The sequence below is a fragment of the Pseudomonas sp. NPDC090208 genome (genome assembly GCF_044746785.1).
Classification (GTDB): Bacteria; Pseudomonadota; Gammaproteobacteria; order Pseudomonadales; family Pseudomonadaceae; genus Aquipseudomonas.
In genome coordinates this window covers 209,121-224,052 of record NZ_JBIVCU010000002.1, presented here as the reverse complement: position 1 = coordinate 224,052, position 14,932 = coordinate 209,121, and the positions used below count along the sequence as shown (strand labels likewise).

Sequence of the window (14,932 nt, the reverse complement as noted above, 5' to 3'; positions counted from 1 at the left end):
AGTCGGGCATGTTCCGTCCCAAGCTGTTGTTCACCAGCCTCGCCGCGCTCGCGCTGGGTGCCTGTGCGCCCTCCGACCCGCAGGCCGTGACCTCCGCCGCCATCGCCAAACAAGTGATCCTGCCGACCTACAGCCGCTGGGTCGACGCCGACAAACAACTGGCCGTCAGCGCACTGGCGTTCTGCCAGGGCAAGAGTGATCTGGACACTGCCCGCGCCGATTTCCTCCACGCCCAAAAAGCCTGGGCCGAGCTGCAACCGCTGCTGATCGGGCCGCTGGCCGAGGGCAACCGGTCGTGGCAGATCCAGTTCTGGCCGGACAAGAAAAACCTCGTGGGCCGTCAGGTCGAGCAACTGATCACCGCCCAACCGCAGGTCAGCGCCGACGCTCTGGCCAAGTCCAGCGTGGTGGTTCAGGGCCTGTCGGCCTATGAGTACATTCTGTTCGACGCCGAGATCGACATGGCCAACGCCGAGCAAAAAGCCCGGTACTGCCCGCTGTTGATCGCCATCGGCGAGCGGCAGAAAGGCCTGGCCGAGGAGATCCTCAGCAGTTGGAACAGCAACGACGGCATGCTCGCGCAACTGAGCAAGTTTCCCAACCAGCGCTACGCCGATTCCCACGAAGCCATCGCCGAATTGCTGCGGGTACAGGTCACTGCGCTGGACAGCCTGAAGAAGAAACTCGGCACGCCGCTGGGTCGCCAATCCAAGGGCGTGCCGCAGCCGTTCCAGGCCGAGGCCTGGCGCAGCAAGTCGTCGCTCAGCAGCCTGCAAGCCAGCCTGGTCAGCGCCGAGCAGGTCTGGACCGGTGTCGACAATCATGGTCTGCGTGGCCTGCTGCCGGCCGAACAGAAGCCGCTGGCGGACAAGATCGACGCCGCCTACGCCGAAAGCCGCAAGCAACTGGCCGCGCTGAAACCGCCATTGGCGGACCTGCTCGCCAGCGAGGAAGGCCGTCAGCAACTCAATACGTTCTACGACAGCCTCAACGCGGTGCATCGCCTGCACGAAGGCGAGCTGGCCAAGGCGTTGGGCATTCAGCTCGGTTTCAATGCCAACGATGGTGACTGATATGTTGCGACGTCAGGCTCTGGCCCTCGGCAGCCTTGTTCTCAGCGCCTGCACCCTGGGCGGCTGGACGCTGTTCAGAAAGAAAGGCGAAAGCCCGTTGCTGCTGTCCGCCCGTGACGACAGCAGTGGCCAGCATTACGCCGTGGGTTATCGGGTGGACGGCACGCAGGTGTTCGCCACGCCCGTTGCCCAGCGTTGCCACGACATCATCAATCACCCACAGCTGCCGATCGCGCTGTTCGTGGCACGCCGCCCCGGCACCGAGAGTTACCTGATCGACCTGCGCGATGGCCGCCTGTTGCAGACCATCACCTCGCAGCCGAACCGGCATTTCTACGGCCATGCGGTGATCCACAAAAGTGGCGAGTGGCTGTACGCCACCGAGAACGACACCACCGATCCGGGCCGTGGTCTGCTTGGCATTTACCGTTTTGTCGGCGAGCGTCTGGAGCACAGCGGCGAGATCCCGACCCACGGTATCGGCCCGCATCAGGTGTCGTGGCTGCCGGACGGTGAAACCCTGGTGGTGGCCAACGGCGGCATTCGTACCGAAGCGGAAAGCCGGGTCGAGATGAACCTCGACGCCATGGAGCCGAGCCTGGTGCTGATGCAGCGCGACGGCACGTTGCTGAGCAAGGAAACCCTGGCCCAGCAGATGAACAGCGTGCGCCATATGGCGATTGCCAGTGACGGCACCATCGTTGCCGGTCAGCAGTTCATGGGGCCGTCCCACGAACCGGCAGAGCTGTTGGCGATCAAACGTCCAGGACAGCCGTTCCAGGCATTTCCGGTGGCCGATCAGCAGTTGCAGGCCATGGCCCACTACACCGCCAGCGTGGCCATCCACAACGAACTGCGTCTGGTGGCGCTGACCGCGCCGCGGGGCAACCGCTTCTTCATCTGGGACCTGGACAGCGGTGCCGTGAAGCTGGATGCGCCATTGCCGGATTGCGCCGGCGTGGGTGCGGTGGCCGATGGCTTTGTGGTGACCTCGGGCCAGGGGCGCTGCCGTTTCTACGATTGCCGGCAGAGCGCACTGGTGCCGCAGCCGCTGGAGTTGCCAGCGGGGTTGTGGGACAACCATTTGCATTTGGTGCCTGGGTTGGCTTGAGGCGCTACGTTGATGCCCTTCGGGCCTATCGCGAGCAAGCTCACTCCTACATTTTTTGCAACGTGCCACACCCGAACGACCGTGTTGTTCGCTTAAAAGCAGACCGCAAAAAAAATGGGGCCAGACACCAAGGCTACCCACGCGGTCCATCAGGCCATGGCACGTTGCAACCAATGTAGGAGTGAGCTTGCTCGCGATCAGGCCCGAAGGGCATCAGAGTAAGAATCTACACCCGGTAGCACAGGCCAGTGCTGGCAAGTCATCCGCAAGCCGTTTAACGTGCTCGCCTGATTCATCGAATTTCCAAGGAAGTGGAATATGTTGCGTCGCCGCATGCTGATCATGCTGGGATTTGTCCTGATCGTGGTGCTGGCCCTGGGGGGCTATAAAGCGTTTTCGGTCTACAAACAGATCCAGCAATTCACCGCCCCCAAGCCACCGGTCAATGTCGAGGTGGCGACGGTGGAGCAGCGGCTGTGGCAGGAGCGTCTGCCGGCCATCGGCAGTCTCAAGGCTTTGCAGGGCGTCAACCTGAGCCTGGAAGTGGCGGGTACGGTCAAGGCGCTGCAGTTCGAATCCGGGCAGAAGGTCAAGGTCGGCCAGCCGTTGCTGCAACTGGACAGCGATGTGGAAAAGGGCCTGCTCGGCACCGCCGAGGCCGATCTGGGACTGGCTGAAGTCGACTACGTCCGTGGCAGCAAACTGGTGGGCGACGCCGCGATTTCCCGTGGCGATTTCGACAAGCTTGCCGCCACCCGCAAGAAAGCCGCCGCCACCGTGGCGCAGCTCAATGCCTCCTTGGCGAAAAAACGCATTCTCGCGCCGTTCAGCGGCACCATCGGCATTCGTCAAGTGGACGTCGGCGACTACCTCGCCAGCGGCACGGTGATCGCCACATTGCAGGACCTCAGCAGCCTCTACGCCGACTTCTTCGTGCCAGAGCAAGCGCTGCCCAAACTCGCGGTCGGCCAGCAGGTCGAGGTCACGGTCGGTGCCTGGCCGCAGGACGTGTTCAAAGCCAGCATCAGTGCCATCAACCCCAAGGTCGAGGACGCCACCCGCAACGTGCAGATCCGCGCCACCCTGCCCAACCCAGACGGCAAGCTGCTGCCGGGCATGTTCGCCAATTTGCAGGTGCTGCTGGGCCAGGACAGTCAGCGCATGGTCCTGCCGGAAAGCACCATCACCTACACCCTGTACGGCAATTCGGTGTACGTCGTGGTCGCGAAGAAAGGTGCCGACGGTCAACCGGAAAAGAACGCCAAGGGCGAGCCACAACAGATGGTCGAAAGGCGCTTCGTCGACACCGGCGAGCGTCGCGGCGGTCTGGTGATCATCAGCAAGGGTCTGCAAGTGGGCGATCAGGTGGTGACCGGAGGCCAGCTCAAGCTGGACAACGGCACCCCGGTTGCCATCAGTGCCGCTGCGACAGCGCCAGTCGAGCCGAACAGTCAACGCAAAGTCGACTGATCGAAAGCGACGGTTCAAGGAGCGACCATGGCATTTACCGATCCGTTCATCCGTCGTCCGGTGCTCGCCAGCGTGATCAGCCTGCTGATCGTGCTGTTGGGCTTCCAGGCGTTCAGCAAGCTGACCATCCGCCAGTACCCGCAGATGGAAAACGCCCTGATCACCGTGACCACGGCTTACCCCGGCGCCAACGCCGAAACCATTCAGGGCTACATCACTCAGCCGCTGCAACAGAGCCTGGCGAGCGCCGAAGGCATCGACTACATGACCTCGGTCAGTCGGCAGAACTTCTCGATCATCTCGATCTACGCGCGCATCGGCTCCAACAGCGACCGCCTCTACACCGAGCTGCTGGCCAAGGCCAACGAGGTGAAGAACAAACTGCCGCAAGACGCCGAAGACCCGGTGCTGAGCAAGGAAGCCGCCGATGCTTCGGCGCTGATGTACATCAGTTTCTACAGCCCGGAGCTGAGCAACCCGCAGATCACCGATTACCTGTCGCGGGTCATCCAGCCGAAACTAGCGACCCTGCCCGGCATGGCCGAAGCGGAGATTCTCGGCAATCAGGTCTTCGCCATGCGCCTGTGGCTGGACCCGGTGAAACTCGCCGGTTTCGGTCTCACCGCCAACGACGTCACCGACGCCGTGCGCAAGTACAACTTCCTCTCGGCCGCCGGCGAAGTGAAAGGTGAATACGTGGTGACCAGCGTCAACGCCACCACCGACCTGAAATCCCCGGAAACCTTCGCCGCAATTCCGCTCAAGACCCAAGGTGACAGCCGCGTGCTGCTGGGTGACGTGGCGCGGGTGGAAATGGGCGCGGAGAACTACGACACCGTCAGTTCGTTCGACGGTACGCCGTCGGTGTACATCGGCATCAAGGGCACGCCCAGCTCCAACCCGCTGGACGTGATCAAGGAAGTTCGACGGATCATGCCGGAGCTGGAAAGCCAGTTGCCGCCAAGCCTGAAAGCCTCCATTGCCTACGATGCCACGCTGTTCATCCAGGCCTCGATCCACGAAGTGGTCAAGACACTGGTGGAGGCCGTGCTGATCGTCATCGTCGTGGTGTTCCTGTTCCTCGGCGCGCTGCGTTCGGTGCTGATCCCTGTGATCACCATCCCGTTGTCGATGATCGGCGTGCTGTTCTTCATGCAGATCATGGGCTACTCGATCAACCTGCTGACCCTGCTGGCGATGGTGCTGGCCATCGGTCTGGTGGTGGACGACGCCATCGTCGTGGTGGAGAACATCCACCGGCATATCGAGGAAGGCAAATCGCCGCTCAATGCAGCGCTGGAGGGCGCGCGGGAGATCGCCATGCCGGTGGTGTCGATGACCATCACTCTGGCGGCCGTGTACGCGCCCATCGGCTTTCTCGAAGGCCTGACAGGGGCGCTGTTCAAGGAATTCGCCCTGACCCTGGCCGGTGCCGTGGTGATTTCCGGGATCGTCGCCCTGACCCTGTCTCCGATGATGTGCGCCGTGCTGTTGCGTCACGAAGAGAATCCCAGCGGGCTGGCACACAAGCTCGATCAGATTTTCGATGGACTGAAGGCGCGCTATCAGCGTCTATTGCACGGCACCTTGAACACGCGGCCGGTGGTGATCGTATTTGCCGTGCTGGTGCTGTGCCTGATCCCGGTGTTTCTCAAGTTCAGCCAGTCGCAACTGGCGCCGGATGAAGATCAGGGCATCATTTTCATGATGTCGACCTCGCCGCAGCCGACCAACCTCGACTACATGAACCGCTACACCGACCAGTTCACCCGGATCTTCAAGGAGTTTCCCGAGTACTACTCGTCGTTCCAGATCAACGGCTTCAACGGCGTGCAGACCGGCGTCGGCGGCTTTCTGCTGAAACCGTGGGATGAGCGCAGTCGCTCGCAGATGCAGCTGTTGCCCGAAGTGCAGGGAAAACTGGAGCAGATCACCGGTCTGCAGATTTTCGGTTTCAACCTGCCGTCGTTGCCTGGCACCGGTGAAGGTCTGCCGTTCCAGTTCGTGGTCAACACGCCGAACGATTATGCGGCGCTGCTGGAGGTGGTGAACCGGATCAAGAAACGCGCGGCCGAGTCCGGCAAGTTCGCCTTTCTCGACCTCGATCTGGCATTCGACAAACCGGAAGTGGTGGTCGACATCGACCGCGCCAAGGCGGCGCAGATGGGTGTGTCGATGCAGGATCTGGGCGGCAGCCTGGCGACCCTGCTCGGCGAGGCGGAGATCAATCGCTTCACCATCGATGGCCGCAGCTACAAGGTCATCGCCCAAGTGGAACGGCCCTATCGCGACAATCCCGAATGGCTGGCCAATTACTACGTGAAGAACACCGAAGGCAAAATGCTGCCGCTGTCGACCCTGATCAAGGTCAGCGACCGCGCTCGGCCGCGTCAGCTCAACCAGTTCCAACAGTTGAACTCGGCGATCATTTCCGGCGTACCGCTGGTGAGCACCGGCGAGGCCATCGCACTGGTGCGGCAGATCGCCGACGAGGAAGCACCGCCCGGTTTCGCCTACGACTACGCCGGGGCCACGCGCCAGTACGTGCAGGAAGGCAACGCGCTGTGGGTCACATTTGGCCTGGCGCTGGCAATCATCTTTCTGGTGCTGGCGGCGCAGTTCGAAAGCTTCCGCGACCCGCTGGTGATTCTGGTGACGGTGCCGCTGTCGATCTGCGGGGCGTTGATCCCGCTGTTTCTCGGGGTGTCGACACTGAACATCTACACCCAGGTCGGGCTGGTGACGTTGATCGGCCTGATCAGCAAGCACGGCATTCTGGTAGTGGAGTTCGCCAACCAACTGCGCCACGAAAAGGGATTGAGCGCCCGCGAAGCGGTGGAAGAAGCGGCGGCGATTCGCCTGCGCCCGGTGCTGATGACGACCGCAGCCATGGTGTTCGGCATGGTCCCGCTGATCCTGGCGACCGGCGCCGGCGCGGTGAGCCGTTTCGATATCGGTCTGGTGATTGCGACCGGGATGTCGGTGGGGACGTTGTTTACGTTGTTTGTATTGCCTTGTGTTTATACGGTGTTGGCGGGGCGGGGGGATTCGCGGGTGTGAGTTGAGATGAGATTGGCTCTAGATCGCAACTCTGATGCCCTTCGGGCCTGATCGCGAGCAAGCTCACTCCTACATTTTTTGCAACGTGCCATGGCCTGATGGACCGCGTTGGTAGCCTTGGTGCCCGGCGCAACATCTTCGCGGTTTGCTACAAAGGCTGCGCACTCGGTCCATCAGAATGCGGCACGTTACAACAGATGTAGGAGTGAGCTTGCTCGCGATCAGGCCCGAAGGGCATCAAAGTAAGAATCCCAAGCCAACCCCAACAATCCCAAACCCCAACAAAAAAGGCCCCGAAAAATCGGGGCCTTTCAGTTATCAGGCAACTTCAATGTTGTGGCCCCGTTCCTTGGGCAAGGCCGAACATCAACAGCAACAGATCATGATCGGGTCGGGCCGTGGAGACGGCCTTCGCCACCCGCGGTAAAGGGCACTGCCCTTCACCGTGCACTGCGCTCAGAATTTTCGGCCCGGGTTGTTCCCAGGCAGCCAGCGCAATGGATGCGATCCCCAATGCCCCGAGTAAAAACAAACCTCGCGCCAGTTCTAACTTCATCGATCCAAACCTTTGATGGGGCTGCCAAATGCCGTCTCGTAAAAGTAGACCAGCTTCTTCCAGTCGCCAGCACTGAACGACGAATGGCGACGTAGTTGTTTCATGTCATGCTGGGCCGCGCCATAGGCGGTCAGACGACGGCGGCATTTCTCCAGATCCAGCAGCGCCACTTCAGGCCGGGCCGCCGCACCTTCGCCGACCACACGCACGAACACATGCTTGATATAGATGCAGCTGTGCTGCCAGCGGCCCCGGTGCATGCGCGCCAGGTTTTCCGCCAGCTCCTTGAGCATCTGATCATGCAACGCTTCACCGTAGCGCTCGCGACCACCGGCGGCGTACCACTTTTCAATCTCTTCGAAGCCATCCAGCGAGGCGGTCACCAACAGCGCACGCCACTCGTTGTTCTCGTCACGTTCGGCACCGCAAAACACCATGCGCGGCACGTTGACGTTGAGCTGGCGCAAGCCTTCCAGTGCATCGCGTTCACGCAGTACGGTCGGGCGGCCGAACGGGTGCAGCCAGCTACGGTAGATGTGACCGGTCTGGCGCTTCACGTACAACAGCCGCCCGTTCTCCGACATGACGCGCTGCACGCCGCTTTCTCCGCCACGGCGTACGTTGGGTTCTTCCACCCATTCGCCACGGGTATTCCAGAAATAGGCAAAGCGGTCCTTGGCTGGAACGGTCAACTCTGCTGCAACATCCACGGCCATCCTGTTACCTCTTACGTAATAGATACACTCGCCACATGGCGTACATCGGCAGGAAATCCAGTCGCTCCTGAATGCGAAATCCTGCCTGTTCAAATTCGGCTTCCACTGTAGCCACGGGTAACACAAAGCGGTTCTGGTAACCCTCTTGTTGCCGGGTCGCCTCCGCACGCTTGCGTTTCCAGGCCTTGAAGTTGCCATCGACCCATAACGAAATGATTACGCTGTCGCGGGTCACGCGATGGAACTCCTTCAGCAAGACCGCTCTGTCATGGGCCTCACCGATGTGGTGCAGCAGGCGCATGCAAAAAATGCTGTCCACTGCGTTGCCCGGCATGTCGATGGCGAAAGCAGAAGTCTGCAAGGGTTGTACCCGTTTCACCACATCCGCCGGTTGCGACTCACAGGCAATCTTGACCATGGATGCCGAATTGTCGGCTCCGATGATCACCCGGTTGGCCTTTTCCGCCAGCACCGGCCAGAAGCGTCCGGCGCCGCACGGCAGATCCAGTACCAGGCCCGGCTCACCCGCCAGGGCCAGAGCACGTCTGGCCAGTTGTTTGTCGCGATGATCCGACAGTCTGCGCGCGAGTCCGTTCTTGTGCTTGCGAAGATATTTCCTGGCGTGCTCGTCGTCGTACTTGCGCGAGAAATCAAGCTCGATCCGCTTGCTCATGGTTGCATCTCCTGGAGGTGATACAACCACGGTAGGTAGAAACACGTCATTCTCAGGTCATGCAAATGTGAAAAAAACGTGCTATTCCGTGAGCAAATGTTACGAGGTTTTACCGGAAGATGGGGCTAGCATATGGCCATAAAGCCGGAAATCGCAGCAACATTTACACAGTCTGTACATTCAGCTTGAGTGTCGGAAGAAGTCGACACTGAACCGGCAGCCGTTGGGCTCCATGGTGTCGAGGCTCACCGTCCAGCCCTGGTTTTCACAGATCCGCTGTACCAGCGACAGCCCCAGGCCAAGCCCTTCGCCACGTTTTTCGTTGCCTCGCACGAATGGCTGGAACATCGCTTCGCGCTTCTCTACAGGAATGCCGACACCGGAATCCTCGACCACGAACCCCTGTTCATGCAGCGTCAGCCGGATGAACCCATGGTCGGTGTAGTGCAAGGCATTGCGCAGCAAATTGCCCATCACCGCGTAGAGGAATGTCGCGTTATAGCCCTTCTCGGACGGTTCGCAGGGGAAATACTCCAGCGTCAGGCCCTTCGTCTCGATTGGCTCACGCCACAGATTAAGCAGTTGCTGCGCGGCACCCTGCAACGTCAATTGCGGGTGCATGCCGGCATCGTCGCGCTGGGTTCGTGCCAGCATGAGGAAGGTCTGCACCAGATCGCGCATTTCTTCACAGGCCCGCGCCACCCGCTCCACCTGGGTGCGGGCACGCTGATCGAGGGCCGGGTTGGCGAGCAGCAATTCACAGGAGCTGGCCAGCACCATCAGCGGCGTGCGCAGTTCATGGCTGACATCGCTGGTGAACATCCGCTCACGGGTCAACGCGTCGCGCAAACGGCCCAGCGTGGCGTCGAAGGCCACCGCCAGCTCACCGACTTCGTCAGCGGCATAGTCCGGTGCCAGTGGCGGCGCAAGGCCGAGCAACTGATCGCGATGACGCACCTGACGGGCCAGACGCACCACCGGTGCCATCACTCGTCGCGCCAGTACCCAACCAAGGAACACGGCCAGCGCCAGCGCCAGTACGAAGCCCACCAGGACAACGGCAAACAGCACCCGCTCGCGTTCTTCGAAGTCGCTCTGATCCTGCAACAGCACGTAATGCCGGCCGTCGACGATCTCGACCATCGCGTGATACGACAGCGGCCCGCGAAACACCTCGTGGAAGCCCGGCTCCAGATGGCGCAAATCCTTGGGCAGCTCGAAATCGCCCGGGCCGCCGCTGAAGTAGAACAACTGATCAGGCTCGGGGCGGTGGCTCCAGTCACTGACGCTGTCCATCAGCAACAGACGGGTCAGATCGCCCCCCAGGCCTGCGGAGATCAGCTTTTCTTCCACCAGATGCACCGTCGCGACGATGCCCATGGCGAACGAGCCGGCGACCAGCGCGCTCATCAGCGCAAAGGCGATGATGATCCGCTGGGCAAGGCTCTGCTTAAACTCCATCGCGGCCCTCGGCCAGGCGATAACCGACGCCGTGCACGGTCTGCAGCAGCGGCTTGTCGAACGGCTTGTCGATCACCTGACGCAGCTGGTGAACGTGGCTGCGCAGGCTGTCACTGTCCGGGCAGTCGTCGCCCCACAGTGCTTCTTCGAGGATTTCCCGGCGCAGCACGTGCGGGCTTTTCTGCATCAACACGGCCAGCAGCTTGAGGCCGACCGGGTTGAGTTTGAGCATGCGCCCTTCGCGGGTGACTTCCAGGGTGTCCAGGTCGTAAACCAGATCGGCCACCTGCAAGGTGCGCCGCCCGCCGCCCTGAGCGCGGCGCAGCACGGCCTCGATACGCGCGGCCAGTTCCGACAGGGCGAAAGGCTTGAGCAGGTAATCGTCGGCCCCGGAGCGGAAGCCTTGCAGACGGTCGTCGAGCTGGTCGCGTGCGGTGAGCATGATCACCGGCGTGTCGCGACGCGCATCTTCACGCAAGCGCTTGCACAGCGTGTAGCCGTCGATACCCGGCAGCATGATATCGAGCACGATCAGGTCGTAATGCTCGGTGGCGGCCAGGTGCAGTCCGGACAGGCCATCCTGGGCGCAGTCGACCGTATACCCCTTCATTCCGAGGTAATCGGCCAGGTTTGCAAGGATGTCGCGGTTGTCTTCAACCAGCAGAATTCGCATGGGTGCATGTCTCCATATGCGGTTGTCGGCATGACCAGGTACAGGCGTCGACACGGTCAGAGTTGGCGGCAGCTTACGGCCAAGTGCGCCTGAGGGCCAGTGTCGACGTGCATAACGTTTTTTTCACCATTGGTTCACAGCCCGCCGACGGCCTGACGTTCAGAATGCCGAGCGCTCGGGATCAGCCCGAAGCGTTCCCTGCCATCACACGGAATCCACCATGTCTGAAATCTTTGAGCGGCCAGTCTCGCGCCCGATCAATCTGTGGCTCTATCTGGGCATTCCGCTGGTGACCGCCGTCACCCTGCTGTTGCTGGAACTGACGTCGCTGGATATGGATATCGCCAAGCTCGCCTATGACCCGGCTGCAGGCGGGTTTATCGGCAAACACAGTTATTTTCTGGAAAACGTGCTGCACGACCGGGCCAAGCAGGCGGTGATCGCCATGGCCGTGTTGGCGGCGCTGGGTTTTGCCGGGGCGTTCTTCATCGAAAAACTCAAACCCTGGCGGCGTGAACTGGGCTGTCTGGTGCTGTCGATGGCCTTGTCGACCAGTTTCGTCACGCCGGTCAAGGTGGTGACGTCGGTGCAGTGCCCATGGAGCCTGACTGAATTTGGCGGCCAGGAAACCTACAGCGAACTGCTGAGCCCTCGCCCACCGACTGACAAGCCGGGGCGCTGCTGGCCGGGCGGTCATGCCGCCACAGGCTTTACCCTGTTTGCGTTGTTCTTTGTCCTGCGCGACCGCAAGCCACGTATGGCCAAGGCCGGGTTGGTATTTGCCTTCGGCCTGGGCACGGTGTTCTCGATCGGCCGCATGCTGCAGGGCGCGCATTTCTTCTCGCACAACGTGTGGACGGCGGTGTTCTGCTGGTTGATCTGTCTGGGGGCTTATTACGTGGTGTTGTACAGGCCTGCTGGAAAACAGGTCAATGCGGCCGAAGGGCAGCCGATTTCTGGGTAGCGGGTGTTGGCTTCAGGTCGCAACATTGATGCCCTGCGGGCCCTTTCGCGGGCAAGCCCGCTCCCACATTTTTTGCAACGTGCCATGGTCTGAAAGACCGAGTTGATGGTTTTGGTGTATGGCGGGGGATTGCTGTTTTGATGCCCTGTGGGCTATCGCGAGCAAGCTCACTCCTACATCTTTTGCAACGCGCCACATCCTGATGCACCGAGCGCGCAGCCTTTAAAGGCAGAACGCACAATCAAAGCCGCGCGCCAAGGCTACCAACTCGGTCTTTCAGACCACGGCACGTTTAAACAAATGTAGGAGTGAGCTTGCTCGCGATAGGCCCGAAGGGCATCAGAGTAAGAATCCCAAGCCAGTCACCGCCCATAAAAAAAACCCCGCCGAAGCGGGGTTTTTTGTGCATCGGGGTAAGGCTGGCTTACATCATGCCGCCCATGCCACCCATGCCGCCCATGTCTGGCATGCCGCCAGCTGCAGGCTTGTCTTCTGCCACGTCGGCGATCATCGCTTCGGTGGTGATCATCAGACTGGCGATCGAGGACGCGGCCTGCAGAGCAGAACGGGTCACTTTGGCCGGGTCCAGGATACCCATCTCGATCATGTCGCCGTATTCGCCGGTAGCAGCGTTGTAACCGAAGTTACCCGAACCCTGCTTGACCTTGTCGACTACAACGCTTGGCTCGTCGCCGGAGTTGGCAACGATCTGACGCAGTGGCGCCTCAACAGCGCGACGCAGCAGAGCGATACCGACGTTCTGATCGGCGTTGTCGCCTTTCAGCTCGGAGATGGCCTGCAGCGAGCGAACCAGCGCCACACCACCGCCAGGTACCACGCCTTCTTCGACCGCAGCACGGGTAGCGTGCAGGGCGTCTTCAACGCGGGCTTTCTTCTCTTTCATTTCAACTTCGGAACCGGCGCCGACCTTGATCACTGCAACGCCGCCGGACAGTTTGGCCAGACGCTCTTGCAGTTTCTCTTTGTCGTAGTCGGACGAAGTGTCACCGATTTGCTGACGGATCTGCGCGATGCGGCCGTCGATGTCGGTTTTAACGCCAGCACCGTCGATAATGGTGGTGTTTTCTTTGTTCAGCACAACGCGCTTGGCGTTACCCAGGTGCTCCAGGGTAGTGCTTTCCAGGCTCAGACCGATTTCTTCGGAGATCACGGTACCGCCGGTCAGGACAGCGATGTCCTGCAGCATGGCCTTGCGACGGTCGCCGAAGCCTGGTGCCTTGACGGCAGCGACTTTGACGATGCCACGCATGTTGTTCACGACCAGAGTCGCCAGGGCTTCGCCTTCGACGTCTTCAGCGATGATCAGCAGCGGACGACCGGCTTTGGCAACGGCTTCCAGGACTGGCAGCATTTCGCGGATGTTGGAGATCTTTTTGTCGACCAGCAGCAGCAGCGGGCTGTCCAGCTCGGCCACCATGGTGTCCGGCTTGTTGATGAAGTACGGGGACAGGTAGCCACGGTCGAACTGCATGCCTTCAACGACGGACAGTTCGTTCTCCAGACCCGAACCTTCTTCAACGGTGATGACACCGTCTTTGGTCACTTTTTCCATGGCTTCGGCAATGATGTCGCCGATGGAGTTGTCGGAGTTGGCCGAAATGGTACCGACCTGGGCGATCGCCTTGGTGTCGGTGCATGGCTTGGACAGCGACTTCAGCTGAGCAACGATGGCCAGGGTGGCCTTGTCGATGCCGCGCTTCAGGTCCATCGGGTTCATGCCGGCAGCGACGGCTTTCAGGCCTTCGTTGACGATGGCCTGAGCCAGAACGGTAGCGGTGGTGGTGCCGTCACCGGCGTCGTCGTTGGCACGGGAGGCAACGTCTTTGACCAGCTGCGCGCCCATGTTTTCAAAACGGTCTTTCAGTTCGATTTCTTTGGCAACCGACACACCGTCTTTGGTGATCAGCGGAGCGCCGAAGCTTTTTTCGATGATGACGTTACGGCCTTTCGGGCCCAGGGTCGCTTTAACCGCGTCGGCCAGGACGTTTACACCAGCCAGCATCTTTTTACGGCCAGCGTCGCCGAATTTAACTTCTTTAGCAGCCATGATCGTTATTCCTTAAATACTTTGTAGTAACGGGAAATGCGGGGTATCAACTCAGCCTTCGACGACCGCGAGAATCTCGTTCTCGCTCATCACCAGCAGGTCTTCGCCGTCTACTTTCACAGTGTTGCTGCCGGAGTAAGGGCCGAACACCACTTTGTCACCCACTTTCACGGCCAGCGCACGTACTTCACCGTTGTCCAGGATGCGACCAGCGCCGACAGCGATGACTTCGCCACGGTTTGGTTTTTCAGCAGCCGAACCAGGCAGCACGATACCGCCAGCAGTCTTGGTTTCTTCTTCGCTGCGACGGATTACGACGCGGTCATGCAGAGGACGAAGCTTCATTGTCGATCTCCTAATTATGGTTTTTGAACGCCCGGTGCAGACACCGGCCGGTTAAAACATCCGGGCTTGCCGGTTACGGTTCGCGAGCGAACCGCAGAATACGGTCTGGCGAAATGCGCCAGAAACCTTGCGGTGACCCATACATAGGGGCGTGCAAGGCGATTACAAGGCTGGCTTGTGAAATTTTTTGAGGCACACCGAAAAGCAGCACGGCACCCGAAGGTGCCGTGCGGAAGACAAGGTGAGCCTCACTTCTTGTCGACAGGTTCGTATTCGCCTTCGATCACCTCACCCTCGATCACTTCGGGCTGACGTTGGGCGGGACGCGCGGTACCGCCATGAAACGGCCCGGCAGAACGCAGGTCATCGGCAAAGGTACGCTGGCGCCGGGCCTGATCTTCGGCACGCTGACGGACCTTGCTGGCGAGCAGGCGACGGGTGAACGGCAACAGGCAGATCAGGCCCAGTACATCACTGATGAAACCGGGCAGCACCAGCAGGCCGCCACCAACGGTCATCATCAGGCCATCCATCATCTGCTGCGCGGGCAGTTCGCCCCGCGCCAGACTTTCCCGGGCGCTCATGGCCGTTGCCAGCCCAGCCACACGGATGACAAAGATTCCGAGCATGGAACCGGCCACGACCAGCAGAAAGGTCGCCAGAAAGCCGATGGACATGCCGACTTTCACCAGCACGAACAGTTCGAGCACCGGAAAAAGCAACAAAAGCAGGAGTAAAGCGCGCATCAAATAGGTTCCTCAG

The 14,932-nt window shown here is 60.6% G+C and carries 13 protein-coding genes; 5 read left to right on the top strand and 8 right to left on the bottom strand.

Annotated features, from left to right (window positions below):
• Window positions 1-8 precede the first annotated feature (8 nt).
• The 4 genes from ACIPL0_RS04055 to ACIPL0_RS04040 all read left to right on the top strand — a co-directional run bounded on the left by ACIPL0_RS04055 (window position 9) and on the right by ACIPL0_RS04040 (window position 6,714).
• A complete protein-coding gene (locus tag ACIPL0_RS04055) occupies window positions 9-1,073 on the top strand; it encodes an imelysin family protein (RefSeq protein WP_400593365.1) in 1,065 nt (354 codons plus the stop codon).
• Between the two features lies 1 nt (window position 1,074).
• Window positions 1,075-2,184 carry a DUF1513 domain-containing protein gene (locus ACIPL0_RS04050; protein ID WP_400593368.1) on the top strand — a complete coding sequence of 370 codons (1,110 nt, stop codon included), beginning with the start codon at window positions 1,075-1,077 and terminating at the stop codon, window positions 2,182-2,184.
• A 318-nt stretch (window positions 2,185-2,502) separates the two neighbouring features.
• A complete protein-coding gene (locus ACIPL0_RS04045) occupies window positions 2,503-3,654 on the top strand; it encodes an efflux RND transporter periplasmic adaptor subunit (protein WP_400593371.1) in 1,152 nt (383 codons plus the stop codon).
• Between the two features lie 27 nt (window positions 3,655-3,681).
• Complete coding sequence (locus ACIPL0_RS04040) at window positions 3,682-6,714, top strand: multidrug efflux RND transporter permease subunit (protein WP_400593374.1); 3,033 nt, start codon at window positions 3,682-3,684, stop codon at window positions 6,712-6,714.
• A 328-nt stretch (window positions 6,715-7,042) separates the two neighbouring features.
• Here the strand turns inward: ACIPL0_RS04040 and ACIPL0_RS04035 are convergent, their stop codons facing one another.
• The 5 genes from ACIPL0_RS04035 to colR form a co-directional block, all read right to left on the bottom strand.
• Window positions 7,043-7,270, bottom strand: a complete 228-nt coding sequence (locus ACIPL0_RS04035) for a hypothetical protein (RefSeq protein WP_400593377.1) — start codon at window positions 7,268-7,270, stop codon at window positions 7,043-7,045.
• Window positions 7,267-7,986 (bottom strand): lipopolysaccharide kinase InaA family protein, encoded by a 720-nt coding sequence (locus tag ACIPL0_RS04030; RefSeq protein ID WP_400593380.1) that lies wholly within the window; start codon window positions 7,984-7,986, stop codon window positions 7,267-7,269. Before ACIPL0_RS04030 ends, ACIPL0_RS04035 begins: the two co-directional genes overlap by 4 nt.
• Before the next feature lie 4 nt (window positions 7,987-7,990).
• The gene (locus ACIPL0_RS04025) at window positions 7,991-8,659 is read right to left on the bottom strand and encodes a class I SAM-dependent methyltransferase (protein WP_400593383.1); all 669 of its coding nucleotides are present in this window, start codon (window positions 8,657-8,659) and stop codon (window positions 7,991-7,993) included.
• 180 nt (window positions 8,660-8,839) lie between these two features.
• The gene (locus tag ACIPL0_RS04020; protein ID WP_400593386.1) at window positions 8,840-10,120 is read right to left on the bottom strand and encodes a sensor histidine kinase; all 1,281 of its coding nucleotides are present in this window, start codon (window positions 10,118-10,120) and stop codon (window positions 8,840-8,842) included.
• The gene (colR, locus tag ACIPL0_RS04015; RefSeq protein ID WP_400593389.1) at window positions 10,110-10,793 is read right to left on the bottom strand and encodes a two-component system response regulator ColR; all 684 of its coding nucleotides are present in this window, start codon (window positions 10,791-10,793) and stop codon (window positions 10,110-10,112) included. Before colR ends, ACIPL0_RS04020 begins: the two co-directional genes overlap by 11 nt.
• A gap of 220 nt (window positions 10,794-11,013) precedes the next feature.
• Here colR and ACIPL0_RS04010 point away from each other — a divergent pair, with 220 nt between their 5' ends.
• Window positions 11,014-11,757, top strand: coding sequence for a phosphatase PAP2 family protein (locus ACIPL0_RS04010; RefSeq protein WP_400593392.1), 744 nt, complete (start codon window positions 11,014-11,016; stop codon window positions 11,755-11,757).
• A 424-nt stretch (window positions 11,758-12,181) separates the two neighbouring features.
• Here the strand turns inward: ACIPL0_RS04010 and groL are convergent, their stop codons facing one another.
• The 3 genes from groL to ACIPL0_RS03995 form a co-directional block, all read right to left on the bottom strand.
• A complete protein-coding gene (groL, locus tag ACIPL0_RS04005) occupies window positions 12,182-13,825 on the bottom strand; it encodes a chaperonin GroEL (protein ID WP_400593395.1) in 1,644 nt (547 codons plus the stop codon).
• A gap of 51 nt (window positions 13,826-13,876) precedes the next feature.
• A complete protein-coding gene (locus ACIPL0_RS04000) occupies window positions 13,877-14,170 on the bottom strand; it encodes a co-chaperone GroES (RefSeq protein WP_274135953.1) in 294 nt (97 codons plus the stop codon).
• A 248-nt stretch (window positions 14,171-14,418) separates the two neighbouring features.
• Window positions 14,419-14,916: an FxsA family protein gene (locus tag ACIPL0_RS03995; protein ID WP_400593398.1), complete on the bottom strand. Its 498-nt coding sequence runs from the start codon at window positions 14,914-14,916 to the stop codon at window positions 14,419-14,421.
• Window positions 14,917-14,932 lie beyond the last annotated feature (16 nt).